This window comes from Streptomyces sp. NPDC006326 (genome assembly GCF_040612915.1).
Lineage (GTDB): Bacteria > Actinomycetota > Actinomycetes > Streptomycetales > Streptomycetaceae > Streptomyces.
On sequence record NZ_JBEXRC010000035.1, the window covers coordinates 1 to 24316 of the forward strand.

The following is a 24316-nucleotide window of genomic DNA, read 5'->3' on the forward strand; positions in this document are numbered from 1 at the left end:
GGCGGCGGCGGCGCCCCCCCCCCCCCCCGGCCCGTACCCCGCCGTCTCAGGAAGGCGGGTACGGGGCGCCCTTCAGCCGGCGGGCGAGGTGTGCGGTGTTGGCGGCGAGGGCGGCGGTGGTGCCCGCCGTGGTGTCCGGGGTCTTGTCGAGGTCCTGGTAGTCGGTGCCCTGCATGGCTTCGCCGACCCAGTAGGTGACCGCTCCGGGGGCGAGGCTGAAACCGACGTCGTTCAGGCCCTGGAAGAGGTCCGCGCCGACCTTGTGGGCACCGTCCTCGTTGCCTACGACGCACACGGCGGCGACCTTGCCGTAGGTGAGCAGCCGGCCCTCCTCGTCGGTCTCGGACAGTTCCGCGTCCAGCCGTTCCAGGACCCGCTGGGCGACGCTGGAGGGATGGCCGAGCCAGATCGGCGTCGAGAGGACCAGGATGTCGGCGCCGAGGACGGTGGCCCGGATCTCGGGCCAGGCGTCCCCGTCCCCCATGTCGGTCTGCACCCCGGGTTTGACGTCGTGGTCCACGACCCGGATGACCTTGCCCGTCACGCCGTGCTCGGCGAGCGCGGCCATGGTCTGCTCGGCCAGCAGCTGGGAGCTGGAGGGGGCGGGGGAGGGGGACAGGGTGCACACCAGGGCCACCGCGCGGAGCGGGGTGGCGCAGGACGTCGCAGACGGGACGGCTGGGGACGGGCTCTGGGCCGGTGTCGTTTCCATGCTCGCTCTCCTGCCCCGGACACCGCGGGGCATCAGCCTGCGTTCCGCCCGGCCAGCTCCGCGTTGAACTGGGCCCCCGTCAGCAGGGCCAGGTTGGCGAGCCACAGCCAGACCACGAAGACGACGATGCCGGCCAGCGAACCGTAGAGCCGTCCGTAGGTGCCCAACTCGGTGTACAGGGTGAAGAGTCCGGAGGCCGCCAGCCACAGCGCCGCCGCGAGCACCCCGCCCGGCAGACCCCGCCGCGCCCCCCGCGCCTGGGCCGGACCGGTACGGAAGAGGATCAGCACCAGCAGGGTCACGACCGACAGCAGGGCCGGCCAGCGCAGCAGGACGATGCTTCCCGCGCCGTCGGCCCCGGCGACGTGGGCGACCCGCCGGGCCAGGGGCCCGCTCAGCACCAGTCCCACGGCTCCGGCCACCAGGAGGACCAGCAGCAGGGCAGCGGTGATGACCAGCGTGTGGGCCGCCCGGAGGGGCGGCCGCGTGTCGGGCACCCGGTGCATGGAGTGCAGGGCCCGCCGGAACACCGCGAGATAACTGCACGCCGACCAGAGCGCGCTCAGCACACCGCTGCACAACAGCACCCACATGGAGGCCTGTCCGGCTCCGGCGCCGGCGAGGCCGTCGAGGGCCTCCCGCAGCACCTGCGCCGATTGCGGCGGCGCGTACGAGGTGAGGGCCCCGGTCAGCCGGTCGCGGGCCGCATCACCCAGCAGCCCGACCAGGGACACGGCGATGACGAGGGCCGGCAGCAGGGCCAGCAGGGCGTAATAGGTGAGCGCGGCCGCGGAGTCGGCGACGTTGTCGGTCCAGAGGCGGATCGCGGTACCGCGCAGCGCAGCGGCGGCATGCCCGCCCCGGGGCGCGTGGGTGCGGGAGATGGAGGTCACGGAGCGCTCGTGCCCGACACGGCCCGTGCACATGCGCCGCTCCGCGCTGCCGCCCACCGCGCTGCCCGTCGGCCTGCCTCGTCCGTACTGCTCGTATGTCCCGTACATCTCGTACGTCACGTACGTTCCCTGCGCATCTGCCTCCCGACGTACGCTGGGGTCCGCGCTGCTCTCCGTGCCGCGCCCGGCCGAAGAGGACGCCCATCGCCATGCCCCACCAGTCGCACGCGGACCCTCCGGGCGGGCAGAGCTTCCGGACCAGCGATGTGGACGTCGCCTCCGACTGGCTGAAGGCGGCGTACGGAACGAGCCTGCGCATGAAGACACCCGCCCCGCACAGCTCCTTCCGCTACAGCCGCAGCACCGCCGGTCCCGTGTCGCTCAGCACCCTGTCCCTGCCGGCGGACTACTCCTACGCCACCGATGCCCTCGGGGCGGTGGCCATCACACACGTCGTCAGCGGACGCATGGCCCGGGAGTGCGCGGACGACGTCACCGAAGCCGGTCCCGGCGACGTCCTGGCGATCTCCCAGCCCCACCTCCCCTACGCGGGCCGGGTGTACGCGGCCGAACTGCGCGCCGTGACCGTGCCGCTCGCCCTGCTGGAACAGCTCGCGGGACGCCTGCCCGGCAGGACCGCCCGCCCCCTGCGCTTCACCCGCTTCACTCCCCGCTCCGAGGCCATGGCCGGCCAGTGGAAGCGGACCGTCGACTACGTCGAGGAGAGCGTCCTGGCCCTGCCGGCGGGCAGCGAGCCACTGGTGGTCGACGCCGCCGCCAGGATGCTCGCGGCGACCGTCCTCGCCGCCTTCCCCAGCAATGCCCGCCCCGACCCCGTGCCCGCGGACACCCGGGACGCCACGTCGGAGACCGCCCGCCGGGCGATCGCGTTCATCGAGTCGGCACCGGATGCCGGAATCGGCCTGGGCGAAATGGCCGAAGCCGCCGGTGTCACCCCCCGGGCGCTCCAGTACGCCTTCCGGCGCCACCTGGGCACGACCCCCACGGCCTACCTGCGCCGGGTACGTCTGGCACTGGCCCACGCGGACCTGGTCGCGGCGGATCCCTCGCGCGACACGGTCACGGCCATCGCCAACCGGTGGGGCTTCCACCACCAGGGACGTTTCTCCGCCGCCTACCGTGCCGCCTACGGAGCCCCTCCCCGGCACACGCTGGCCGGTCCCTGAGACGGACCACCGTGGTCGCCGGTCGGCGGTCGCCGGCCAGGCCGGCCATCCCGTGTCCCCGCCCCGCCGCCCCCCGGTACCGTCCCGGGCCAGACGGCCAGCAGATGGTCCCCGCGCGCGGCGACGTCGAGGCCCGCCTCGCGCAGGATCACCGCAAGAGCGGTCTGGAGCGCCTTGTGCAGACCCGCCAGGGACGTGAACCGGGAGAGGTCCTCCTCGTGCCCGTGGACCTGGACGGTCGGCCGGAGCACCTCACGGGCGGTCCACCCCACCATGACGCCCTCCGGGGCGGCCCACACGCGCAGGCCGTCCCCCTCGGACGTCGTGTCGAAACCGGCCCGCGTCAGGATGAGCCGCACCCGCGCGCACGCGTCGGGGGTCGCGTCCTCGGGGGGCTCGGCCGTCGATGCGGCCGGTGTGGGTGGCATGTGCCTACTTCAGCGATCCGGCGGCGCCGGCGAAAGCCGCTGCGCGAAAAGATCCGCCCCCGGCGGGCCGGAAAACGAAGCATGCGTCCGATGCGCCCGTGTACGAGCGGACGGGCGGGGCAGGCGGGCTGTCACGCAAGGCAGCACGACCCAGCCAAGCAGAAAGGACCACTCTTCATGACCGAGAACGTGTGGGGCTACCGCGAGACCTCCGGCCGTCTGCAGGGCGTGGACCTGAGCGGATACAAGGTCGAGGCCCTCGACGGCGCCATCGGCAAGGTCGACAAGCACTCGGACGAGGCGGGCTCCGCCTACATCGTGGTCGACACCGGTCCGTGGATCTTCGGCAAGGAGGTCCTCCTGCCGGCCGGCACCGTCTCCCGGATCGACGCGGAGGAGCAGAAGATCTACGTCGACCGGACGAAGGAGCAGATCAAGAACGCCCCCGAGTTCCACCGCGAGAAGCACCTCGGGGACACCGGCTACCACGACGAGCTGGCCGACTACTACCGGTCCGGTGACGCCTTCGGCGGCCGTCCTCTCTGAACTGCGGCGAGGAGCACGAGAGATGAGCGAGCACAAGAAGCACCAGGTGACGACCCCGCCCTCGAAGGCGCCGGGGGAGAGCGGCGACCGCGAGGCCCGCAAGGAGGCCGAGGAAGCCGTCATCCCGGGCAGCCAGGACGGCGAGGCCGGGGACGCGTTGAGCCCCAGCACCGACGCCCAGCGGCGTACGGCCCGCCGGGACCGCCGGCACTGACGGGTCCGGCCGCGGCTCCCCGACGCTCCCGAGGCGTCGGGGAGCCGCACCCGTCTCCTGACCGCGTCACCCGGCGTGTGCGGGCGGCGGCGCAGGGCACACGCGGTGCATGACCGTACCCAAGACAAGCGTTCTCGTACTGGACTGTGCCGAGCCCGAGCCGCTGGCCCGCTTCTACGGCTCCCTCCTGGATGCCGCGGTGGGTCCGGCCGAGGGGGACGCCGACCTGATCCTCGTCTCCGGCCCCACGGGTGTCCTGCTCGGGGTGCGCCGCGACCCCGGCCGCGTACCGCCCAGCTGGCCCCTGCCCGAGGACTCCCAGCAGGTCCACCTCCGGATCCTCGTGACACCGGAGTCCCTCGACGAGGCGGAGCGCGAGGCCGTCGCCCTCGGCGCGCGGCCCGTGGCGGCGGAAGGGGACGACACCCGCCCCGGCAGCAGGACGACACAGCGCCGCTACGCCGACCCGGCGGGTCACGCCTTCGTCCTCGCGGCCCTGGGCGAACCCGTCGGCTGAGCCGACCCCGAAGGGTCCGCGGACCGGGCAGACGTCGGTGGCCGCACGCCGCTCCGGGGGGAAGGAGGACGGCGTGCGGCCACTGCTCGGGGGTTGCCACACCGCTCAAAGGGGCAACGCGCCGACACTGCGCGTGTGTCCCGTCGCCGGGATTCCAAACCCCCGCACCGCGGGCCCGGCGGCCGGCCCCGAGGTGCGCGCGCGGAGGCCTGCTTGCAGCATGGGCCCTGTGCCCCCACCGGACGATCAGGCAGCCCAGCGCCGTCCGGACGATCCAGCCGGAAGGCAGGCCCCTGATGAGTCCGGCCGTTCCAGACGACCCCGAGGGACTCAAACTGCTCATCGCGCGCGAGGTGGCCGCGCTGCGGGCCGCGGCGGGCCGCAGCGCCGGTGTCCGGCACGAGGATCCCGCCCCGGCCGCACCGCCTCCCGCCACCGGGGAGCCCGCCCCGCAGGCATGTCCCTGCGGCGGCAGCCAGGAGCGCGGCCACTCCTGCGGCGACGCCGCCGAGGGCCACGACCCCTGGGGCTGTGTGTGCGCCACCCTGCCCGCCATCCCGGTGTCGGCCGCGCTGCTCGCCCCCGTCGAGGACGACAACGGCCGTACCGTCGACTTCGTCGTCCGGGCGGGCAACCACGTCCGGTCCGCGGAGTGGCTCGACGCGCCCGACCGGCAGGTGGGCCAGAGGCTCCTCGCCGCGCGACCCGGCGCCGAGGCAGGCGGCCTGCTCGCCGCGCTGACGGGCGTCCTGCGTACGGGCCGGGCCCTCAAGGGGCACCCGGTGGACTACACCGAATGGCGGACGGGCCGGCTGCACCGCACGACGCTGCTCTACGACGCGGCGTCCTGCGACGGACAGGTGCTGGCGACCTGGCGGCCGGCGCACGCGCACACCGAGCTGATGTCCCTGGAAGCCCAGTACATCGCCTCCATGGGATGGGCCCACTTCGACCTGCTCTCCGGAGCCTGCACCTGGTCCGACGGCCTGGGCGCGATCTTCCGTACCGGACCGGAGGGCCGGATGACGCTGACGGACCTGTGCGACGCGGTGCTGGTCGAGGACGTGGGCCGGTTCGGCCGGCTGCTCAGGGAGCTGTTCGACGGCGAGGAGCCGCCCGGCACCGACATCCGCTTCAGCATCCACGGCGACGTCCGCACCCTGCACGTGGTGGGCCGCCCGGTGATCGACACCCACGGCCTGCCCTGGGCGCTGTACCTGATCGCGCGCGACCTGACCCCGCAGGTCCGCAGCAGGCAGCGGCTCGCGGCCAGCCGCCGACAGACCGAAAGGCTGCGCGAGGAGGCCGCGGCCGAGCGGCGGGTCGCCGCGGCGCTGCGCGAGGCACTCCTGCCCACCCACTCCTCGGAGATCGCCGAGCTGGGATACGCCGTGGCGGCGGCGTACCTGCCGGCCGAGCCGGATGCCGCCGTCGGCGGCGACTGGTACAAGTGCCGGGTCCTGCCGGACGGCCGGATCCTGCTCGCGGTCGGCGACGCCTGCGGGCACGGACTCGGCACGGTCGCCCGGATGGCCCAGCAGCGGCACGCGCTGGCCGGCCTCGCCCACGCACCCGGCACCGACGCGGGAGACCTCACCACCTGGCTGAACGAGTTGATCTGCGCCGACCCCTCCGCCGAGACGGCCACCGCCGTCATCGGGCACATCGACACCGGGCGCCGCCTGACCTGGGCCTGCGCGGGCCACCCACCGCCCCTGCTGCTGCGCGGCCAGGACGCGACGACCCTGGACTCCGCGCACCGCGGGCCCCTGCTGGGCCTGCTGCCGGGGGAGCGGTACGCCACGGCCACGGTCGACCTGCATCCGGGGGACGTCCTGCTGCTCTACACCGACGGCCTCGTCGAGCGCCGCCACGAGGACCTGGGGGACAGCATCGCCGCGCTCCGGCGGCGCCTGGCGACCTGCTCCGGGCTCGGGGCCCGGCGCGTCCTGGACACGCTGATGGAGCTGTACGGGCGGGAGGACTTCGCGGACGACACCTGTCTGGTGGTCATCGAGGTGCGCTGAGCCGCCGGGCCGGCTCGGCAGCGTACGGCCGGCTCAGCGCCGTACGGTGCTGCCGGACACCAGCCGGGAGGCGTCGATCTCCGCCCAGACCACCTTGCCGTGCGGATGGACCTCGGCGCCCCAGCGGTCGCAGAGGCGCTCGATGATGTAGAGCCCGTGGCCGCCGGGGATGCCGCGCCGGGGGGACGGCTGGCGGCGGGGCAGCGCGGTGGAGCCGTCGAACACCTCGATGCGCAGGACCTCGCCGCTGGCGAGCACCAGCTGGAGGCAGCCGTCCGCGTGCAGACCGGCATTGGTCAGCAGCTCCGAGACGACGAGCAGGGTGTCCTCGGAGGTCTCGGTCCCGTCCCAGCCCCAGTCCCGCAGAGCCTGGCGCGCGAAGTCGCGGCCCTTCGCCACCTGGCCGCGGGCACCGGCCAGTGCCAGGCGGCGGCGCTGGCCCGCTGCCGCGGGCCGCGGGCGCAGAAGATGGTCGGTCTGCGATCCGCTGCTGTTCACTGTGGTCTCACCCCCACCGTTGACACGGCTCTCTTCTCGTGGCGACCGCTCGGGTCCCGGCCTGTTGCCGTCGTTTCCAGACGGTACGTATGCCCCCGTGCCGGCCGGGAACACCCGGCGGGCACATCCGACGTCTGACGGCGACTGCGCGTGCCGGGACAGTTTAAGGGGGCCGGCTGCTCAGATGTCGGCCACGTGCAGTCTCAGGGTGAGGCCGGAGTGCCGGGCTCGGATCTCGACCAGGTCGCAGAGCTGGTGGATCATCCAGAGGCCGCGGCCGCCGTCGGTCGAGGCCAGGGCGGGCCGGTGGCGGCCGGCCAGCGGGTCGGCCAGGTGCCCTGCGTCGCGCACCTCGGCCACGACGCCCTGGCCCGCGCTGGTCCACAGCCGCAGGGTGCCGCGGCCGCCCCCGTGGGCGAGGGAGTTGGCCGCGGCCTCGCTGACGGCGAGGATGAGGTCTCCCCGCCGCGCCGGGGCGAGGGAGGTCCCGCGGGCCCAGGCGTCCGCGAACTCCCGTACCCGGGCCAGCTCCCCGCTCTCGTACGCGAGGCTGACCGCTCCGGGACCGGGCTCCGGGAGCGGGAGGTCGCAGTCGGCGGAGACGACCGAGGCGTCGGTGTAGGCCGGGCTCGTCAGCTCGTGCCCCTTCTCGATGATCGTGGGGTGCGTTCGCCGGGCGTCGGCCACCACGTCCCCGGAGAGCGCGAACACGTCGTACGGGCACAGGATGGTGGCCTCGCGCCCGGCGAAGGCGGTGTTGATGAGGGCCTCGTGGCGCGTGGCCTCCAGTACCTCGGCGGCCGAGCGGCCCGGCCAGATCGGCTCGCCGACGATACGGGCGGCCCGGCCCCCGTGCCGTTCGGCGAAACCCTGCAGCGCGGCGAGGATACGGCCGGGATTGCGGCCCAGCTTCGTCATGTCCACGTATTCGACGCCCGCCCCGCCGCTGCCGAGGCTGTCTCGCAGCGGACCCAGTTTCGGCCCGGGCACGGCGACCAGGACCGGCTCGTCCGCCCCGAGGGCGCTGCGCACGAAGCCACCCACCCCGGCCAGGTACTCGTCGAGCCCCTGGTAGAAGAGCGCGGGATGGACGAAGGCCCCGGGGCCGTTGGCCGCAGGAACTGTGATCATGCTGCGACCTCCAGCGCGGCACATTCGTCCGGGAACATCTCCACTACCTTGCGGAGCGAGTATGGCGGGTTGTGGAGCAGCAGGCACCGGCCCTGCGCCCGGAAAGCGGCCGATGCCTGCACCAGGGCGGCCACGGCAGCCGTGTCGAGAAAGGTCACGGCCGACAGGTCGAGGTGCACGACCGGACCGGGGATCCGGCTCACGGCGGCCAGCGCCGAGCGCAGCGCCTGCCGGGTGTCGAGGTCCCCGCTGCCGCTGAGGCGCGCGCCCGCACGGTCTCCCAGCGGTACGGCTGTCAGGGCCACCATGACTCCTACGAGGTGAGCATTCCGGCGCGCAGTCGGCCCAGGGTACGGGAGAGGAGCCGGGAGACCTGCATCTGGGAGATGCCGAGTTCGGCGCCGATCTCCGCCTGGGTCTTCTCCTGGCCGAACCGCATGCTGAGGATCAGCCGGTCCCGGGGATCCAGCTCGCGCAGCAGGGGGGCGAGGGTGTGGAAGTCCTCGAACAGCTCCATGGCGGGGTCCGGCTCGCCGAGCTTCTCCGCCAGGGGGCGTGTGGGGCGGCCCGTTCCCTGGGTCTCGTCCGCCTCGGAGGCGGTGTCGAGGGAGCCGCTGGTGTAGCCGTTGGCGGCGACCAGGCCGTCGAGGACCTCGTCCTCGGACAGTTCGAGGTGCCCGGCCAGCTCCTTGACCGTCGGGGCGCGGCCCAGCGTGTCGGTGAGCGACTCCTGGGCCTTGGCGAGTTCGGAGCGCAGTTCCTGGAGGCGGCGGGGGACGTGGACGGCCCAGGTGGTGTCGCGGAAGTACCGCTTGATCTCGCCGGTGATGTAGGGGAGCGCGAGGGTGGAGAACTCCACCTCGCGCTCGGGGTCGTACCGGTCGATGGCCTTGATCAGGCCGATGGTGCCGACCTGGATGATGTCGTCCATGTCCAGCCCGCCGCCCGCGGCGCGGGCCCGGAAGCGGCGTGCGGCGAACTGCACGAGGGAGAGGTTCATCTCGATCAGGGTGTTGCGGGCGTACTGGTACTCGCGCGTGCCCTCCTCCAGTGCGCGCAGCCTGCCGAAGAACAGCCTCGACAGCTCACGGGCATCCGTGGGCGCGATCTCCCGGGCCTGCTCCACTCGGGGCAGCACGGCGTCCGCCGACGGCTCTCGTCCCGCGAGCGGTGCGCAGGCCGGGTCCTGGTGGTCCGTCGCACGATCGGGGCTTACGACTGCGGCCGAACGAGGCATGGTGGCCGTTCCCTCCCTGGTTGTCGATGGCTGCCGGTGGCGCTCTTGCCCCGAGTTCCGGTTCTTACACCTCCCGGAACGTGACGCCCGTCACCCCCGGAGGTGCTGCGCGGCGGTGGCGTCGTCCTCGGGTGATCGACCATGCATACTCCCTTCCGGAACCCGTACAGGTGAGATCCGGGGAGGCGGACATGACCGGAGCAGAGGACGTGCACGGCGACGGCGTGGTCGAGGACAGCTACGCCGCAGGGCCCGGCTGGGTCGTCGCGGCGCGCGGGGAGCTGGACCAGGACACACTGGCCTCCCTGGAGGAGGCCCTGAACTCCGCCGCGGACCGGCACCGGCTGGTGATCCTGGATGCGACCTCCATCACGTTCGGCGACTCCTCCTTCCTCAATCTGCTGCTGCGACTGCACCGCCTCACCGCGCTGCGCATCGCCGCCCCGGGGGAGCAACTGCGCCGCCTTTTCGCCCTGACCGGGGCCGATACGGTCCTCTCCCTCTATCCCAGCGTCGAGGACGCCCTCGGGTCCTGATGCCCGCAGGCTCCCTCGGGAGGGGGTTAGCCTTCACCGGTCAGGTACGGCGAGAGTGAGGTTGGCGATGGCTGAGCGGACTGGCGCAGTGTCACCGGATGGGGCGCCAGTGGTTCCTGGCGAAGGCGGGATCACCGAGTCGGAGCTGCGCCTGCTGCTGGCAGGGCTGACGGCCGTACGCGACGGGGACTTCCGTACCCGGCTGCCCGACGCGGCCGAGGGCCTCCTCGGGGAGATCGCCACCGTTTTCAACGGGATGGTCAACCAACTGTCGCTGTTCACCTCCGAGGTGACGCGGGTGGCGCGCGAAGTCGGCACCGAGGGAACGCTGGGCGGCCAGGCGGAGGTCCCGGGCGTCGGCGGCGCCTGGTTGGATCTCACGGATTCGGTCAATTTCATGGCCGGAAACCTGACCGACCAGGTCCGCAACATCGCCCAGGTGACCACCGCGGTGGCGCAGGGAGACCTCTCGCAGAAGATCACCGTGGACGCCCGGGGCGAGATCCTTGAGCTGAAGAACACCATCAACACGATGGTGGACCAGCTCTCCTCCTTCGCCGGCGAGGTCACCCGCATGGCGCGCGAGGTCGGCACCGAAGGGCTCCTGGGCGGCCAGGCGGACGTCAAGGGCGTCTCCGGCACCTGGCGGGACCTCACCGACTCGGTCAATTTCATGGCCGGGAACCTCACGGCCCAGGTACGCTCCATCGCCCAGGTCGCGACGGCCGTGGCCCAGGGCGACCTCTCCCAGAAGATCACCGTCACCGCGCGCGGCGAGATCCTGGAGCTGAAGACCACCATCAACACGATGGTCGACCAACTGTCCGCGTTCGCCGACGAGGTGACGCGCGTGGCCCGCGAAGTCGGCACCGAGGGCAACCTCGGCGGTCAGGCCACGGTCCGGGGCGTGTCCGGGACCTGGAAGGACCTCACCGACAACGTCAACGTCATGGCGTCCAACCTGACGGGCCAGGTGCGCTCCATCGCCCAGGTGGCCACCGCCGTCGCCCGCGGCGACCTGTCGCAGAAGATCACGGTGGAGGCGAAGGGCGAGGTCGCCGCGCTGGCCGGGGTCATCAACACGATGGTCGACACGCTGTCCGCGTTCGCCGACGAGGTCACGCGGGTGGCCCGCGAAGTCGGTACCGAGGGCCGGCTCGGCGGCCAGGCCCGCGTGCCCAATGTCGCGGGCACCTGGAAGGACCTCACCGACAACGTCAACTCCATGGCGAACAACCTCACGGGCCAGGTCCGCAACATCGCCCTCGTCACGACGGCCGTGGCCAACGGTGACCTGTCGAAGAAGATCGACGTGGACGCGCGCGGGGAGATCCTGGAGCTGAAGACCACCATCAACACGATGGTCGACCAGCTCTCCTCCTTCGCCGCCGAGGTCACCCGCGTCGCCCGCGAGGTCGGCAGCGAGGGCCGGCTCGGCGGCCAGGCCGAGGTCGAGGGCGTCTCCGGCACCTGGAAGCGGCTCACCGAGAACGTCAACGAACTCGCCGGAAACCTGACCCGCCAGGTACGGGCCATCGCAGAGGTCGCGAGCGCGGTCGCCGAGGGCGACCTGACCCGCTCCATCACGGTCGACGCCTCCGGCGAGGTCGCCGAACTCAAGGACAACATCAACTCCATGGTCGGCTCCCTGCGCGAGACCACGCGCGCCAACCAGGAGCAGGACTGGCTCAAGTCCAACCTGGCGCGGATCTCCGGCCTGATGCAGGGCCACCGCGACCTCGCCGTCGTCGCCGAGCTCGTCATGGACGAACTGACCCCGCTGGTCGCCGCCCAGTACGGCGCCTTCTACCTTGCCGAGGACACCCCCGAGGGCACGGTGCTCACCCTCGTCGGCTCGTACGGGCGCTCCGCTTCCGACGGAGTGGCCACCCGTTTCGCCCTCGGCGACTCCCTCGTCGGCCAGGCGGCCCGCAGCCACCGGACCATCGCCACCGACCAGGTCCCCGCCGACTACGTCATCTCCTCCGGGCTCGGCCACACCACACCGGGCAGCCTGATGATCCTGCCGATCGTCGTCGACGACCAGGTCCTCGGCGTGATCGAACTGGCCTCCTTCTCGGCGTTCACCCCCGTGCACCGCGACTTCCTCAGCCAGCTGATGGAGACCATCGGCGTCAACGTCAACACCATCGTCGCCAACGCGCGCACCGACGAGCTCCTCGGCGAGTCCCAGCGCCTGACCGCCGAACTCCAGGCCCGCTCGGCGGAACTCCAGGACCAGCAGGAGGAGTTGCAGCGCTCGAACGCGGAACTGGAGGAGAAGGCCGCCCTGCTGGCCACCCAGAACCGCGACATCGAGGCCAAGAACCTCCAGATCGAACAGGCCCGGCAGGAACTGGAGGACCGCGCCCAGCAGTTGTCGCTGGCCTCCAAGTACAAGTCGGAGTTCCTGGCGAACATGAGCCACGAACTGCGCACCCCGCTCAACAGCCTGCTCATCCTCGCGCAGCTCCTGGCCCAGAACCCCACCCGCAACCTCACCCCGAAGCAGGTCGAGTACGCGGGCATCATCCACTCGGCCGGCTCCGACCTGCTCCAGCTGATCAACGACATCCTCGACCTCTCCAAGGTCGAGGCGGGCAAGATGGACATCAACCCCGAGCGGGTCCACCTGCCGCAGCTGCTGGAGTACGTCGAGGCCACCTTCCGGCCGATGACCACGCAGAAGAGCCTCGACTTCACCGTCACCACCGCCCCCGACACCCCTGCGGACCTGCTCACCGACGACTCCCGGCTGCGCCAGATCCTGCGCAACCTGCTGTCCAACGCGGTCAAGTTCACCGAACGCGGCGCCGTCGAGCTGCGCATCGAACGGGCATCCGACGCCGAGATCCCCGCCGGGCTGCCCCTGCGGGGCACCATGCTGGCCTTCCGCGTACGGGACACCGGCATCGGCATCCCGGAACAGCAGCTGGAATCCGTGTTCGGCGCCTTCCAGCAGGCCGACGGCACCACGAGCCGCAGATACGGGGGCACCGGCCTCGGACTCTCCATCACCCGCGAGATCGCCCAACTGCTGGGCGGGGCCGTGACGGCGGAGAGCACCCCCGGGCAGGGCAGCACCTTCACCCTCTACCTCCCCGCCAGCCACGCGGACTTCGAACAGCAGCCGGCGGCCCTCCCCGAGGCCCCCGCACCGGCCGTCCGGACCGCGTACGAGCTCCCCGACCCGCGGCGCGAAGGCGGCGGCGAGAGCACCGGGGTGCGGCAGCGGCAGGGCCGCCGCCTCCTCGTGATCGAGGAACGCCTGGGCGGACTGCTCTCCCTCGTCGCCGAGAGCGCCGAGCGCGATCTCGTACCGAGCCACGCGAGGAGCGGCGAGCAGGCGGGCATCCAGGTGGTCAGCGCCACCAGCTCGCGGGAGGCCGCCGCGGTGCTGGCCTCCGAGCCGTTCCACTGCGTCGTCCTGGAACTCGACATGCCCGACGGCGAGGCCCTGCGCTTCCTCGACGCGCTCGACGGAGACCCGGCGCTCAGCTCGCTGCCGGTCCTCGCGCACAACAATCCCCGCCTGGAGAACGGCCAGGAGCAGGCCCTGCGGGAACGGGCCGCGTCACGGCGCCTGGAACTGCTGAGCAGCCTGGACGAGCTCCGCGAACGCATCGTCCTGCACCTGTCGGCCGAACAGCCGGGGGAGGTGCTGCCGCTCGTGCACGGAGCGGCGGAGGACGAGCAGACGCCCCCCGTGCGCCACGGCGACCTCGCCGGACGCACCGTCCTCGTCGTCGACGACGACGCACGCAACCTCTTCGCCCTCAGCGGCATCCTCGAACTGCACGGCATGCACGTGCTCCACGCCGAGGACGGCCGCAAGGGCATCGAGACGCTCACCCGGCACCCCGGCGTCGACCTCATCCTGATGGACGTGATGATGCCCGAACTCGACGGCTACGCCGCCACCGCGGAGATCCGCCGCATGCCCGCTTACACCGACCTGCCCATCATCGCGGTCACGGCCAAGGCGATGCCCGGCGACCGGGAGAAGAGCCTCGCCTCCGGCGCCAGCGACTACGTCACCAAGCCCGTGGACGCAGACGACCTCATCGGCCGCGTCCGCCACTGGCTGACGGCACCCGGCCGCCTCGACAAGGGATCGGCTGTACGGTGACCCTCTCCGAAACCTCCCAGCCCCCCGAGCACGGAGCAGGCGGTGCGGCGTCCGGCGAACGGCCCCTGCCCACCCTGCCGCAGCAGGCGCCCACCCCGCTGGGGCGGCTCGTCGCCACGGTGGAACGCCTGCGCCGGGAGGTACGGGAGGCACACGCCGCCGCCGACGGCCGGGCCCTGGTCGAACTGGCCAAGGGAATCCTGATGGGGCGGCTGAACTGCACCCCGGCCGCCGCCGCCCACCAGCTCGACGAGCTCTGCCGTGATTCGGGGCTCTCCGCCCTCGAACTCGCCGCCGACATCGTCAACCAGGCGGCCCGCGACCACGTCAGCGAGATCGCGGCCGAGTTCGTCGAGCGGATCCAGGCGGCGCAGCCGTCACCGAGGCCCTCCACCGTCGGGGTACGCCTGCGCACCGCCGAGAGCGGTGTCCTCGCCGCCGCCGCCGACACCCAGGCTGTGGCGGAGTCACTGCTGGCCAACGCCCTGACCCCGCTCGGCGCGGTGGCCGTCGCCGTGTGGTCCGCGGCGCCCGACGGCTCACTGGCCCTCGCCGGCCACGCGGGCTTCCCCTCCGAGGAAGCCTCGCGCTGGCGCCACGTACCCCCGGGTGTCGCGACCGTCTCACGTCTCGCCCTGCGCGAACGCGCCCCGGTGACCCTCACCGACCTGGGGCGCGAGGGCATCCCCTCCATCGGCCGCATCCAATGGCCCGACGGCGGACGGATGGCCGTCCCCGCCGGGACCGGCGGACGCATCCACGGCGTCCTCGAAGTCTGCTGGCCGCACCCCCTGCCGCCGCAGCCGCCGCAGATCCAGCGCCAGGTCGAGGCCCTGGCCGAGCTCTGCGCCCACACCATGGACACCGCCGCACCGTCCGACGCCGCGGTACCGGAGGCCCAGCTCCCCGACGTCTCGGAGCTGATCGACCTCGCCGAGGGTCTGCACGACCCCACCATCGTCCTCACCCCCGTCCTCGACCCGGACGGCCGGCTGACCGACTTCCGCATCCGCCACGTGAACAGCCGCTTCGTCGACCCCGTGGGCCGACCGCGCGGCGACGTCAACGGCGCGCTCCTGCTGGAGGCCTACCCGATGGCCGCGGGCGAGAGCGGCCTCTTCGACACCGTCGAGCGGGTGCACGCCACGGGCGAGCCGTTCCGGGCGGAGCGCGTCAGCCTGACCACCCTGGTCGACCAGATCCCGCTGACCTCGGTCGCGGACCTCAGCGTCAGCCGGCACGGCGCCGCCATCCTGCTGATCTGGCGGATCGAGGACGAGACGGCCCGACTGGCGAACCTGCTCCAGCACGCCCAGCGCCTCGGCCGGATCGGCGGCTTCGAGGAGAACCTCGCCACCGGCGAGATCACCTGGAACAGCGAGCTCTACGCCCTCCACGGGCTGCCGGGCACCGCGTCCCCCGTACCGCTGCGGGAACTGCCCGACTACGCCCACCCGGACGACTCCGCCGCGCTCGGCCGCTTCCTGCGCGCCGTGCTGCGCTACCGCCGTCCCGCTTCCGTCAACCTCCGTCTCCAGCGGTCCGACGGCATCACCCGCCACATCCGGGTCGTCGCCGAGCCCGTCCTCGACGCGGCCCAGCGGCTGCACGCCGTCCGCGGCGCCTACCAGGACATCTCCGCCCAGCACTGGACCGAGGTGGCCCTGGCCGCCACCCGCGACCAGCTCGCCCTCACCGAAGCCGAATCGGCCGAACGCAACCGGCTCGCCCTCCAGCTCCAGCACGCCATCATGCCCCCGCACCACCACATCGAGGCGCCGGGGCTGCGCGTCGCCGTCCGCTACCGGCCGGCGGAGACGGAGTCCCTCGTCGGCGGCGACTGGTACGACACCCTGGTCCTGCCCTCGGGGCTGATCATGCTGTCGGTGGGCGACGTCGCCGGCCACGGCATCGAGGCGGCCACCGGCATGGTGGTGCTCCGCAACGCCCTGCGCGGCCTCGCGGTCACCGGCGCCGGCCCCGCCCAACTCCTGTCCTGGCTCAACACCGTCACGCACCACCTGACCAAGCAGGTCACGGCGACCGCCGTCTGCGGCCTCTACGACCCCCGCACCCGCGTCATGCGCTGGGCGCGCGCCGGGCACCTGCCGCCCGTACTCGTCAGGAAGGGCGAGGCCAGGGCCTTCCCGCTGATCGACGGCCTGCTGCTCGGTGCGCTGCCCGACGTCACGTACGCCGAGCAGGAAGTGCGGCTCGAATCGAAGGACACCCTGCTGATGTTCACGGACGGACTGGTCGAGCGGAGGGACGCCTCGGTGCAGGACTCCCTGGCCCACCTGCTGCAGACGGCGGCCTCGGGTGCCGGCGAGCTGGACGGCCAGCTCGACGGCCTGCTCACCGAGAGCTGGTCGGACACCGACGACGACACCTGCGTCATCGGCGTCCAGGTCGACTGAAGCCGGCCCCGCGCACTCAGGCGGTGTCGGACCGTACGGAGAGCGGGGCGGCGATCCGTTCCAGCGAGCGCCCCTCGGCGGCCACCGCGAAGAAGGCGGCGACCAGCCCGGCGGCGACCATCAGCGAGGCCCCGGTGCAGAAGGCGAGGACGGTGTCGGCGCGGACGCCACTGGAGGTGAGGTCGGCGAAGATCAGCGGCCCGGAGATGCCGCCGGCCGCGGTGCCGATCGCGTAGAAGAAGGCGATCGCCATCGCCCGGGTCTCCATCGGGAAGATCTCGCTGACCGTCAGGTAGGCCGAACTCGCCCCGGCCGAGGCGAAGAAGAGCACCACGCACCAGCAGGCGGTCATGGTGACGGCGGTGAGCCTGCCCGCGCCGAACAGCCAGGCCGTGCCGAAGAGCAGCAGGCCGGACAGGACGTACGTGCCCGCGATCATCGGGCGGCGGCCGACGGTGTCGAAGAACCGGCCCAGCAGGAGCGGGCCGAGGAAGTTGCCGAAGGCGATGACGGCGAAGTAGTAGCCGGTGACACCGCTGGGGACGTCGAAGAACCGGATCAGGATGGTGCCGAAGCCGAAGGTGATGGCGTTGTAGAGGAAGGCCTGTCCGATGAAGAGAGCCAGGCCGAGCACGGCACGGCGGGGGTAGGAGCGGAAGACGGTCCGGGCGATCAGGCCGAAGCCGATGCTGTGGTGCCGGGCGACGGTGATCGCCTCGTCGGGCTCGGGCAGCCGCACCCCCTTCTCCGCCTCCACCTGCCGTTCGACGTCGGTGACCAGCTCCTCGGCCTCACGGTCCTTGCCGTGGAGGAACATCCAGCGGGGGCTTTCGGGCACGTGCCGGCGCACGAGCAGGATCACCAGGCCCAGGACCACGCCGAGGGCGAAGGTCAGCCGCCAGCCCAGCCAGGCCGGGAACACGTCCGTGTCCAGCGCGACCACGGACAGCAGCGCGCCCGCGACGGCCCCCAGCCAGAAGCTGCCGTTGATGATCAGGTCGACCCGCCCCCGGTACTTGCTCGGGATCAGTTCGTCGATCGCGGAGTTGATGGCCGCGTACTCGCCGCCGATGCCGAAACCGGTGAGGAAGCGGAAGAGGAAGAACCACCAGGAGGAGAACGACACGGCGGTCAGGGCGGTTGCGGCGAGGTACAGGCCGAGGGTGACGAGGAAGAGCTTCTTGCGGCCGAAGAGGTCGGTCAGCCGGCCGAAGAACAGCGCCCCCGCACACGCACCGGCCACGTAGAGCGCGGCGGCGACGCCGGTGACCTGGGCGTCGGTGATGGACAGTCCGCTGCCGTCCTCGGACAGGCGCCCGGCGATGTTGCCGACGATGGTGACTTCGAGCCCGTCGAGGATCCACACGGTGCCCAGCCCGACCACGATCATCCAGTGCCACCGGGACCAGGGCAACCGGTCCAGCCGCGCCGGCACCTTCGTGGTGACGGTCCCCGTGTTCCGACTCCCGGAGCGGTCCCTGAGCTCAGTCATGCACGCGCTGTTGCCCGCCGCCGGACCCCCCAAACCACCACTGGGCCGTACGGACCAGGGGCCGCCCGGGCCGGATCCGGCCGCGCGGGAACGCGGGTTTCAGCCGAGGAAGGACAGCCGTACGGTGCGCCGCGGATTGTCCTGGTTGGTGTCCACGAGGACGACCGACTGCCAGGTGCCCAGGGCGAGTTCGCCCCCGACGACCGGCAGCGTGGCGTGCGGTGGCACCAGGGCCGGCAGCACGTGGTCGCGGCCGTGGCCCGGGGAGCCGTGCCGGTGCCGCCAGCGGTCGTCGGCGGGCAGCAGGGTGCGCAGGGCGTCCAGCAGGTCCTCGTCGCTGCCCGCGCCCGTCTCGATCACCGCCAGCCCGGCCGTCGCGTGCGGGGTGAACACGTTGAGGAGCCCGTCGCGTCCCGGGGCGACGTCCCGGAGGAAGCCGGCGCAGGCGGCGGTCAGATCGTGGACGGTCTCCTCGGAGCCCGTGGTGACGTCGATGGTCCGCGTGGTGAAGGTGTCTGTCATCCCTCCATCCTCGCGCGGCGCTTGCGGCCCGCCGACAGGCGCGCGGCGGCCGCGGCCGGGCCCCGCGGTCCCACGGGCTTCCGCGCGGCCCGTCCGGGCGCGTAGCGTGGCCGCCATGACGACGACGCCGGCCGCGGCAGGCGGCCCGAAGGTGCCGCCCTCGTACCCGCCCAGGACGCCCCCGCCGCAGAAGAAGCCCGTGGAGGCCCCGCGCCCCAGGCCCGTCAGGAAGCCGGGGGCCTAGGCCGTCTCAGGCCCCGTGCCGTGGAGCGGCAGGCGGTGGAGCCGGAGCTCGTCGAGCCTGCCGTCCGCGACCGCTGCCGTCATGTACGTGCAGAAGGGCTGGCGCCGCCGGTCGGTGGGGGAGCCGGGGTTCAGCAGCCGCAGTCCGCCCGGGGCGGTGGTGTCCCAGGGGATGTGGCTGTGTCCGAAGACGAGGACGTCCAGGTCGGGAAACCGCTCGGCGCAGCGGCCCTCACGCCCCCGCGCCGGACCCGTCTCGTGCACCACGCCGATGCGGACGCCTCCGAGGCTCACTCGTGCCACCTCCGGCAGCAGCGCGGACAGGGCGGGGGTGTCGTTGTTGCCGTGGACGCCGACGAGCTCACGGGCGTGTCCGCGGACGAGCGCGTAGGCATCCTCGTCGATCCAGTCGCCGGCGTGGATCACGACGTCCGCCTGTTCGATGGCGCGGACGAGCTCGGCCGGGAGGCGTTTCGCGCGGGTCGGCAGATGGGTGTCGGAGGTCAGCAGGAGGCGCATACATCCACATTAAATACGTCGGGCCGCCATGCCCAAGATTTGCAAAAAAAGGCTTTATGAGGGCGGCCGGCGGCGAACTCAGAGTCGAACGAACGAAGTGCCGCATTCGGCGCAGGCTGAAATGTCGACCGCTTCCGAGGCGGCCACGGGTGAGCCTTTCCGGGGAGGTTTCGTCGCCTCCACATGTCGCGACAGAACATGCCTGAAACGTTGTTGGCGCCGCAGTTCGCGGACGTCCAAATGATGCATACGGCCAACGCCCGACGAGGTCCAGGCAGTTACGCCTGTGCCCAGTACGGAGCAGATCAGCGCGAACCACACGAGGGAGTCTGTCACTGCGGGTCCTCTCCGGTGACGGTGATCAGGGGAGCTGCTTCGGCCCCCGGCGACACCTCGACATAACGCAGCGGCATATGCGGAGTTGCGCCTTGTCAGCCGTTTGCACTCATGCGCAGCTTCCGGTCGGCCGGCGCGAGTTGCCGCTGCCACAAGCCGAATTCCGGTCTCTCCCCGGGCGCGCCCGGACGTGTGCCCCCGCCGATGGGCAGGGTGGCGCAGTCGACGCCACCGCGCCCCGACGGCGAGCCGGACGACCATACGGACATACCCGGCCAGGGGCGCGCGGCCGTGCGTGAGCGCCGTGACGCGGCTCAGTGCGCGCCGTCGGCCGGCTGTCCGATGATGCGATCGCAGCGGGAAAGTGCCTGCCGTGGACGCGTCACCGATCGGGCTCCGTCTTCCCTGCCCAGAGCTGGAAGGATTGCCGCGCAACCAGGTGCGAAGTACGGTCCGGATGGGTCGTCGATGAGCGCAGAACCGATAAAAGACACTGGTCAACACTCCTTTACTTCGCCATCATCACCTGGACGGAGCACACCCTCCCCGGCATCCGGAGCGTTGGGTGGACTATGACAACAGCAAAGCACTCAGCAATGTTCCCGCAGAGCGCAGAAAGCGACGGGCGGGGCGGTCACACCGGAGCCGCAAGGGTGGGCAAATGGACGTACACGCCCGGTTCGACGGGCTGGGCCCCTGACACGAGCGCGACGCTTCAGCACGAGGGGCAGGAGGTCGGTCTCCACTACTCGTCCTCGATCTTCGAGGACTTCCTGGAGGCGATGTGCAGGATCCAGAACGAGTTCAACCTGAGGTCTCAAGAGGTCGCACCGTTCACGACACCTGTCGGCGACTGCTCCGGGCAGATGTCCCGTGTATGAGCCGTACGGTCGTCACGCCAGGAACGGCTCCCACACCCAGCCGGAGCCCTCCTCGTTCTGGCCGGAGCCGGACCAGGAGCAGCACGCCGCGCACGCGCAGCCACTCCTCGGGCTGGGCGAGCTGAACGGCACCTGGGATCCGTCGGAGGAACTGGCCTACCTCTTCCAGGAGGCCATGGGACCGATCCGGTCAGAGCCGGTCGACCGGGTCGCCTTCGAGGAAACCGGCGAGACGGTCAGCGGCGCCGGCCTCGCCACCGGGCTCTCCGCCGGCCTGGGCACCGGACTGTCACGGGGAACCGGCCAAGGGCCGCGTACACAGGCCCCGGGCGGGCACCGCAGGGGGAGCCCGGCGAAGACGTCGGTGGTGACCCTCCTGCGTACCGGCAGCCTCTTCACCGCCTTGCTGGTCGCCGTCATCGCCGCCGTGGTCAGCATTTTCAGCGGTCTGGCCATCTGCGAGGCCCTGCGCCACAGCGCCGGGCCGCGCACCGCGCACGACGTGGCCAGTTGGTGGCCCCTGCTGATCTACGGACCCTGGATGGTCGCCTCCCTGTCCATCCTGCGGGCCGCCCTACACCAGCGCCGAGCAGTGCATTCCTGGTCGATCGTCCTGTTGTTCTCCACCCTGGCCACACTGCTCTGCGTGGCCCAGGCGCCCAGGACGTTCGCCGCGCAGGCGGCGGCCACCCTTCCCCCCATCGCCGCGCTGGCCTGCTTCCAGCAGCTCGTCCGACAGATCACCCTCACGCGCCCGCCCCGCCAACTCGCCCCCCGGCACCGCAGCCGCCGTACCTCCCCGCTGCGGCCGTCGGCCGCAACGGGCAGCCCGGGCGCGGCCCTCCCCGACTACTCGGCGATGGACCAAAGGGACCCCGTCCGTGCCTCCACCGGATACAGATTCCGTTACGGCGCATGAGGCTCGTGCGGTCCTGCCCGGGGAGTACCGGGCCGGGCACGTTCGTCCCCGCCGTCCCCGCAAGGGGTCCTGCGGTGGACCGGTGCACGCCTTGAGGGAGGCGGTGTCGAAGGAGTCCGGAGCGACGGCTCCGCGGAGGGCGGCGCCGCCCTCCGGCACTCGACGCGATGCGGTCGAGCGTCGCTAACTTCTCGGACACCTCGGTCCTTCCCCGATGTCAAGGAACGTGATCACTTGCATTTCAGGAACGAAGATCGACTCTCATAAGTCACGGGCTGTGCACAGTCTCAGTCCTACGAGTCTCGCGCGCTGACCAGCCGCGACCTGGTCGCCGGGGCCCGCACCTCCGTCAGCGGTCCCCCGGACCAACCGGTCGGCGGCGCGCCTCATCACCCCGCCTGGATCGAGAGGGCAACACCATGACCCACGAGCTCACCCACGCCGAGCGCATCCGGTACAAGCGGCATCAGGACGCCGCGTACCAGGCCGGTGAGGAAGCCGTCACCAATCTCAAGGCCGCACTCGCGCTCGCCGATCTGTCCCTTCCCTCGCTGTGCAACGACGGACCGGTGGGCTGCCGGGGATTCGTCCGGCTCGGAGGGTGCAGCGTGGCCCTCGCCAACCGGCTCGCCGAGGTCATCGCCGCGGGCGCCCACGCCCTCCAAGGCCAGCGGCTGTGAAGGCGTGGCAGGCCGACCCCTACCGGTTCCCCGGGATGCGGGGCTTACCGGAGGGCGAGGAAGCGAGCACCCTGAGCCCCCCGAGCCCCCTGTCCGGTCCCCTCCCCGGATGGGGCCGTCCTCCGGGCGGCCTGGCTCCCGCAGACCGCCGACGCCTTGACCTGCACGCTTGCCTGACCACCGCCGGCGTCCCACCACGCGCCGGAGACCTCCACGCCATCGAAGCGCTCTCCACGGTCGACGACACCACCTACGCGGCCATCCGCCGCTGGATCACCGGCACGCACTGAGCGAGCCGTGACACGGCCTGGCAGGACCGGCGCCGAAGCGCCCGTGGACCGCAGGGCAACGGGAGAACCGCGAACGGGGGTTGGCGGGGGGCGAGGGGCCCGGTTCCGGCACCACGGCACGAACGAGCGCTACGACCACACCACCGCCGACGGCCTGACCGGCCGGTACGGCCCCGAGCGGACGCTCCGTCAACACCGCATTGGGCCGAACAGGTGGTGCTCGCCATGCGGGTTCCCGGTCTGTTCGGCTGCGTATGCACAATGCGTTTTGCCGATGTCGGCCCGTGGGGTGTGTGGCCTGCGTGAGTTCTGGAGCTGGAGGTACACCGCCCATGGCGGCGAACGGACAACCCACGGTCAGGAGGCGCCGCCTGGGCGCAGAGCTCCGGCAGCTTCGCAAGGCCGCCGGTCTGTCGTCCCCGCAGGTGGCACGGCATCTGCTGGTGTCGCAGTCCAAGATCAGCCTCATCGAGACCGGCCGCCGCCCCATCAACCCGCGTGACGTGCGCGATCTGTGCCGCCTCTACGGAGTCGCCGACCAGGACGTCGTCGACTCGCTGATGCGGATGGCGAGGGAATCGGGTCGGCAGGGCTGGTGGGTTTCCTGCGGCGACGTCCCGTACGGCGTCTACATCGGGCTGGAGACGGGCGCCGCCTCCATCCACACCTACGAGCCGCTGGTCGTCCCCGGCCTGTTGCAGACCCGCGCCTACGCGGCCGCGGTCATCGCGGAATCGGTCCCCTGCCACACGGCCGAACAGGCCGCCGTCAGCCTCGACGTGCGGCTGCGGCGCCAGCATCGCGCCCACCACCCCGCCCGGCCCTTCCGCTTATGGACGGTCCTGGACGAATCCGTACTGCACCGCACCGTCGGCGACCGCGACGTCATGCGCGAACAACTGGAACACCTGAACACGCTCGGCGCACAACCGCACATCACCGTGCAGGTCCTGCCCCACTCCGCCGGAGCCCATCCCGGGGTCCTGGGACAGTTCTCGATCCTCGCGTTTCCCGACGCCGATGCGGGAGTCGTCTACCTGGAACGCTTCACCAGCGATCTCTACCTGGAGAAATACACCGACCGGTACCCGTACCACATCATGTACGACCACCTCCAGGCGCAAGCCCTCAACCCGGACGACACCCGGCACTTCATCAACGACGTCATCAAGCTGTACTAGGACCTGTCCCGGGTGATCACGTGACAGTTCGGTGAGAGTGATCCTGAGTGGGCCCCACAGGAAATGGATCTTCGTCCGCTGTCGGCTGTGGCAAGGTGCTCGCATGTCCAACCCCATCGCGTACCCGATCTTCCGCACAACCGACCCGGTACTGGCGCTGCACGTGGCGCGTCAGCTCGTGGCAGTGGGCGACCGGCAGTACGCGGAGGTGTCAGTGGACGTCGAGCTGTGCACCGTCCCGGAGGTGTTGCGGATACGCGAGGCGCTGCCGGATGCCTGGTTCCGGAAAGAGGATGTCGAGGACTGGGGGCGGGATCCTTCCGACCCGACGGGTTTGCACGGCGGAGTGCACGCGCGCGAGCTTTCCATGGATTCGGACTTCCTCTCCTCACACCTGCCGCTCTGGGCGTCGATGGAATACCGGCCTGTGGGCAGCGTCGAGGAAGACTTCGCTGCCTTGGTGGGCCGGAACATCGGCGAGATCTGGTGGTCCAGCTTGATCTGGCCCGACGTACCGGACCGTGACATCCACGGCGAAGCCAACAACGCCCGGGTCTCTTTGCTGTTCAACTGCCGAGCCCAAGGCCTCGACCAGCGCTCCGATGACCACACTGTGCTCGTCCACGTGCGGCGCAGGAATGGCGACGGGTCCGAGGAACGGCACGCCTCCTGGCTGGCAGAGCAGATCGGTCAGTCCGTCATCGGCCCACCCCAGGAGTAATGCCCGATCGGCCCCAGCCACTCCAGGGGAAGCAGGCTCGGACGACGGCAGGACGGCTGA

25 protein-coding genes are annotated in these 24316 nt (G+C 71.7%); 15 read left to right on the forward strand and 10 right to left on the reverse strand.

Going from position 1 to position 24316, the window contains the following annotated elements; genetic code table 11:
• Positions 1-46: 46 nt before the first annotated feature.
• Both ABZ128_RS24565 and ABZ128_RS24570 read right to left on the reverse strand, forming a co-directional pair.
• Positions 47-712 carry an NAD(P)H-dependent oxidoreductase gene (locus tag ABZ128_RS24565; protein WP_356850954.1) on the reverse strand — a complete coding sequence of 222 codons (666 nt, stop codon included), beginning with the start codon at positions 710-712 and terminating at the stop codon, positions 47-49.
• 32 nt (positions 713-744) lie between these two features.
• On the reverse strand, positions 745-1725 hold the full coding sequence (locus ABZ128_RS24570; protein WP_356850955.1) for a YhjD/YihY/BrkB family envelope integrity protein: 981 nt from the start codon (positions 1723-1725) through the stop codon (positions 745-747).
• 89 nt (positions 1726-1814) lie between these two features.
• Between ABZ128_RS24570 and ABZ128_RS24575 the strand changes: the two genes are divergently transcribed.
• On the forward strand, positions 1815-2792 hold the full coding sequence (locus ABZ128_RS24575) for a helix-turn-helix domain-containing protein (RefSeq protein ID WP_356850956.1): 978 nt from the start codon (positions 1815-1817) through the stop codon (positions 2790-2792).
• Here the strand turns inward: ABZ128_RS24575 and ABZ128_RS24580 are convergent.
• Positions 2753-3220: a hypothetical protein gene (locus ABZ128_RS24580; protein WP_356850957.1), complete on the reverse strand. Its 468-nt coding sequence runs from the start codon at positions 3218-3220 to the stop codon at positions 2753-2755. The genes ABZ128_RS24575 and ABZ128_RS24580 overlap by 40 nt on opposite strands.
• Positions 3221-3397: 177 nt before the next feature.
• Between ABZ128_RS24580 and ABZ128_RS24585 the strand changes: the two genes are divergently transcribed.
• From ABZ128_RS24585 to ABZ128_RS24600, 4 genes are all read left to right on the forward strand, one after another.
• A complete protein-coding gene (locus ABZ128_RS24585; RefSeq protein WP_356850958.1) occupies positions 3398-3766 on the forward strand; it encodes a PRC-barrel domain-containing protein in 369 nt (122 codons plus the stop codon).
• Between the two features lie 22 nt (positions 3767-3788).
• Positions 3789-3980: a hypothetical protein gene (locus tag ABZ128_RS24590; RefSeq protein ID WP_356850959.1), complete on the forward strand. Its 192-nt coding sequence runs from the start codon at positions 3789-3791 to the stop codon at positions 3978-3980.
• Positions 3981-4089: 109 nt separating this feature from the next.
• The gene (locus ABZ128_RS24595) at positions 4090-4497 is read left to right on the forward strand and encodes a VOC family protein (protein ID WP_356850960.1); all 408 of its coding nucleotides are present in this window, start codon (positions 4090-4092) and stop codon (positions 4495-4497) included.
• A gap of 296 nt (positions 4498-4793) precedes the next feature.
• Entirely contained in the window at positions 4794-6524 is a 1731-nt protein-coding gene (locus tag ABZ128_RS24600) for a PP2C family protein-serine/threonine phosphatase (RefSeq protein WP_356850961.1), read from the forward strand.
• 33 nt (positions 6525-6557) lie between these two features.
• Here ABZ128_RS24600 and ABZ128_RS24605 read toward each other — a convergent pair whose 3' ends face one another.
• The 4 genes from ABZ128_RS24605 to ABZ128_RS24620 form a co-directional block, all read right to left on the reverse strand.
• Positions 6558-7022, reverse strand: a complete 465-nt coding sequence (locus ABZ128_RS24605; RefSeq protein ID WP_356850962.1) for an ATP-binding protein — start codon at positions 7020-7022, stop codon at positions 6558-6560.
• 180 nt (positions 7023-7202) lie between these two features.
• Positions 7203-8153: a sensor histidine kinase gene (locus ABZ128_RS24610; RefSeq protein WP_356850963.1), complete on the reverse strand. Its 951-nt coding sequence runs from the start codon at positions 8151-8153 to the stop codon at positions 7203-7205.
• A complete protein-coding gene (locus ABZ128_RS24615; protein ID WP_356850964.1) occupies positions 8150-8461 on the reverse strand; it encodes an STAS domain-containing protein in 312 nt (103 codons plus the stop codon). The genes ABZ128_RS24610 and ABZ128_RS24615 overlap by 4 nt, the downstream gene beginning before the upstream one ends.
• 5 nt (positions 8462-8466) lie before the next feature.
• Complete coding sequence (locus ABZ128_RS24620; RefSeq protein ID WP_356850965.1) at positions 8467-9390, reverse strand: SigB/SigF/SigG family RNA polymerase sigma factor; 924 nt, start codon at positions 9388-9390, stop codon at positions 8467-8469.
• Between the two features lie 191 nt (positions 9391-9581).
• Between ABZ128_RS24620 and ABZ128_RS24625 the strand changes: the two genes are divergently transcribed.
• The 3 genes from ABZ128_RS24625 (at position 9582) to ABZ128_RS24635 (ending at position 16472) form a co-directional block, all read left to right on the forward strand.
• On the forward strand, positions 9582-9926 hold the full coding sequence (locus ABZ128_RS24625) for an STAS domain-containing protein (RefSeq protein WP_356850966.1): 345 nt from the start codon (positions 9582-9584) through the stop codon (positions 9924-9926).
• A 67-nt stretch (positions 9927-9993) separates the two neighbouring features.
• Positions 9994-14055 carry a HAMP domain-containing protein gene (locus tag ABZ128_RS24630; RefSeq protein WP_356850967.1) on the forward strand — a complete coding sequence of 1354 codons (4062 nt, stop codon included), beginning with the start codon at positions 9994-9996 and terminating at the stop codon, positions 14053-14055.
• A 65-nt stretch (positions 14056-14120) separates the two neighbouring features.
• Positions 14121-16472, forward strand: a complete 2352-nt coding sequence (locus ABZ128_RS24635; protein ID WP_356851034.1) for a SpoIIE family protein phosphatase — start codon at positions 14121-14123, stop codon at positions 16470-16472.
• Between the two features lie 16 nt (positions 16473-16488).
• Here ABZ128_RS24635 and ABZ128_RS24640 read toward each other — a convergent pair whose 3' ends face one another.
• Both ABZ128_RS24640 and ABZ128_RS24645 read right to left on the reverse strand, forming a co-directional pair.
• The gene (locus ABZ128_RS24640) at positions 16489-17964 is read right to left on the reverse strand and encodes an MFS transporter (protein WP_356850968.1); all 1476 of its coding nucleotides are present in this window, start codon (positions 17962-17964) and stop codon (positions 16489-16491) included.
• A 99-nt stretch (positions 17965-18063) separates the two neighbouring features.
• Positions 18064-18486 carry a YjbQ family protein gene (locus ABZ128_RS24645; RefSeq protein WP_356850969.1) on the reverse strand — a complete coding sequence of 141 codons (423 nt, stop codon included), beginning with the start codon at positions 18484-18486 and terminating at the stop codon, positions 18064-18066.
• Positions 18487-18601: 115 nt separating this feature from the next.
• On the opposite strand from ABZ128_RS24645, the gene ABZ128_RS24650 reads away from it, so the two are divergent.
• Positions 18602-18730: a hypothetical protein gene (locus ABZ128_RS24650; protein ID WP_356850970.1), complete on the forward strand. Its 129-nt coding sequence runs from the start codon at positions 18602-18604 to the stop codon at positions 18728-18730.
• Here ABZ128_RS24650 and ABZ128_RS24655 read toward each other — a convergent pair.
• The gene (locus ABZ128_RS24655; RefSeq protein WP_356850971.1) at positions 18727-19248 is read right to left on the reverse strand and encodes a metallophosphoesterase; all 522 of its coding nucleotides are present in this window, start codon (positions 19246-19248) and stop codon (positions 18727-18729) included. The two genes, ABZ128_RS24650 and ABZ128_RS24655, sit on opposite strands and share 4 nt — an antisense overlap.
• Before the next feature lie 989 nt (positions 19249-20237).
• On the opposite strand from ABZ128_RS24655, the gene ABZ128_RS24660 reads away from it, so the two are divergent.
• The 6 genes from ABZ128_RS24660 (at position 20238) to ABZ128_RS24685 (ending at position 24256) form a co-directional block, all read left to right on the forward strand.
• Entirely contained in the window at positions 20238-20465 is a 228-nt protein-coding gene (locus ABZ128_RS24660) for a hypothetical protein (protein ID WP_356850972.1), read from the forward strand.
• Entirely contained in the window at positions 20458-21384 is a 927-nt protein-coding gene (locus tag ABZ128_RS24665; protein ID WP_356850973.1) for a DUF2637 domain-containing protein, read from the forward strand. The genes ABZ128_RS24660 and ABZ128_RS24665 overlap by 8 nt, the downstream gene beginning before the upstream one ends.
• 419 nt (positions 21385-21803) lie before the next feature.
• Complete coding sequence (locus ABZ128_RS24670; RefSeq protein WP_356850974.1) at positions 21804-22064, forward strand: hypothetical protein; 261 nt, start codon at positions 21804-21806, stop codon at positions 22062-22064.
• The gene (locus ABZ128_RS24675; protein WP_356850975.1) at positions 22061-22354 is read left to right on the forward strand and encodes a hypothetical protein; all 294 of its coding nucleotides are present in this window, start codon (positions 22061-22063) and stop codon (positions 22352-22354) included. The genes ABZ128_RS24670 and ABZ128_RS24675 overlap by 4 nt, the downstream gene beginning before the upstream one ends.
• A 332-nt stretch (positions 22355-22686) precedes the next feature.
• Entirely contained in the window at positions 22687-23535 is an 849-nt protein-coding gene (locus ABZ128_RS24680; RefSeq protein ID WP_356850976.1) for a helix-turn-helix transcriptional regulator, read from the forward strand.
• Between the two features lie 103 nt (positions 23536-23638).
• Positions 23639-24256 carry a hypothetical protein gene (locus ABZ128_RS24685; RefSeq protein WP_356850977.1) on the forward strand — a complete coding sequence of 206 codons (618 nt, stop codon included), beginning with the start codon at positions 23639-23641 and terminating at the stop codon, positions 24254-24256.
• Positions 24257-24316: the final 60 nt, after the last annotated feature.

What these genes read in the sequence shown, in the direction of transcription:
- ABZ128_RS24590 (WP_356850959.1), top strand. Translation starts at nt 3,789, where the DNA reads ATGAGCGAGCACAAGAAGCACCAGGTGACGACCCCGCCCTCGAAGGCG.
- ABZ128_RS24580 (WP_356850957.1), bottom strand. Translation starts at nt 3,220, where the DNA reads ATGCCACCCACACCGGCCGCATCGACGGCCGAGCCCCCCGAGGACGCG.
- ABZ128_RS24680 (WP_356850976.1), top strand. Translation starts at nt 22,687, where the DNA reads ATGGCGGCGAACGGACAACCCACGGTCAGGAGGCGCCGCCTGGGCGCA.
- ABZ128_RS24575 (WP_356850956.1), top strand. Translation starts at nt 1,815, where the DNA reads ATGCCCCACCAGTCGCACGCGGACCCTCCGGGCGGGCAGAGCTTCCGG.
- ABZ128_RS24585 (WP_356850958.1), top strand. Translation starts at nt 3,398, where the DNA reads ATGACCGAGAACGTGTGGGGCTACCGCGAGACCTCCGGCCGTCTGCAG.
- ABZ128_RS24620 (WP_356850965.1), bottom strand. Translation starts at nt 9,390, where the DNA reads ATGCCTCGTTCGGCCGCAGTCGTAAGCCCCGATCGTGCGACGGACCAC.
- ABZ128_RS24600 (WP_356850961.1), top strand. Translation starts at nt 4,794, where the DNA reads ATGAGTCCGGCCGTTCCAGACGACCCCGAGGGACTCAAACTGCTCATC.
- ABZ128_RS24655 (WP_356850971.1), bottom strand. Translation starts at nt 19,248, where the DNA reads ATGCGCCTCCTGCTGACCTCCGACACCCATCTGCCGACCCGCGCGAAA.
- ABZ128_RS24650 (WP_356850970.1), top strand. Translation starts at nt 18,602, where the DNA reads ATGACGACGACGCCGGCCGCGGCAGGCGGCCCGAAGGTGCCGCCCTCG.
- ABZ128_RS24615 (WP_356850964.1), bottom strand. Translation starts at nt 8,461, where the DNA reads ATGGTGGCCCTGACAGCCGTACCGCTGGGAGACCGTGCGGGCGCGCGC.
- ABZ128_RS24625 (WP_356850966.1), top strand. Translation starts at nt 9,582, where the DNA reads ATGACCGGAGCAGAGGACGTGCACGGCGACGGCGTGGTCGAGGACAGC.
- ABZ128_RS24685 (WP_356850977.1), top strand. Translation starts at nt 23,639, where the DNA reads ATGTCCAACCCCATCGCGTACCCGATCTTCCGCACAACCGACCCGGTA.
- ABZ128_RS24595 (WP_356850960.1), top strand. Translation starts at nt 4,090, where the DNA reads ATGACCGTACCCAAGACAAGCGTTCTCGTACTGGACTGTGCCGAGCCC.
- ABZ128_RS24630 (WP_356850967.1), top strand. Translation starts at nt 9,994, where the DNA reads ATGGCTGAGCGGACTGGCGCAGTGTCACCGGATGGGGCGCCAGTGGTT.
- ABZ128_RS24565 (WP_356850954.1), bottom strand. Translation starts at nt 712, where the DNA reads ATGGAAACGACACCGGCCCAGAGCCCGTCCCCAGCCGTCCCGTCTGCG.
- ABZ128_RS24610 (WP_356850963.1), bottom strand. Translation starts at nt 8,153, where the DNA reads ATGATCACAGTTCCTGCGGCCAACGGCCCCGGGGCCTTCGTCCATCCC.
- ABZ128_RS24670 (WP_356850974.1), top strand. Translation starts at nt 21,804, where the DNA reads ATGACCCACGAGCTCACCCACGCCGAGCGCATCCGGTACAAGCGGCAT.
- ABZ128_RS24645 (WP_356850969.1), bottom strand. Translation starts at nt 18,486, where the DNA reads ATGACAGACACCTTCACCACGCGGACCATCGACGTCACCACGGGCTCC.
- ABZ128_RS24640 (WP_356850968.1), bottom strand. Translation starts at nt 17,964, where the DNA reads ATGACTGAGCTCAGGGACCGCTCCGGGAGTCGGAACACGGGGACCGTC.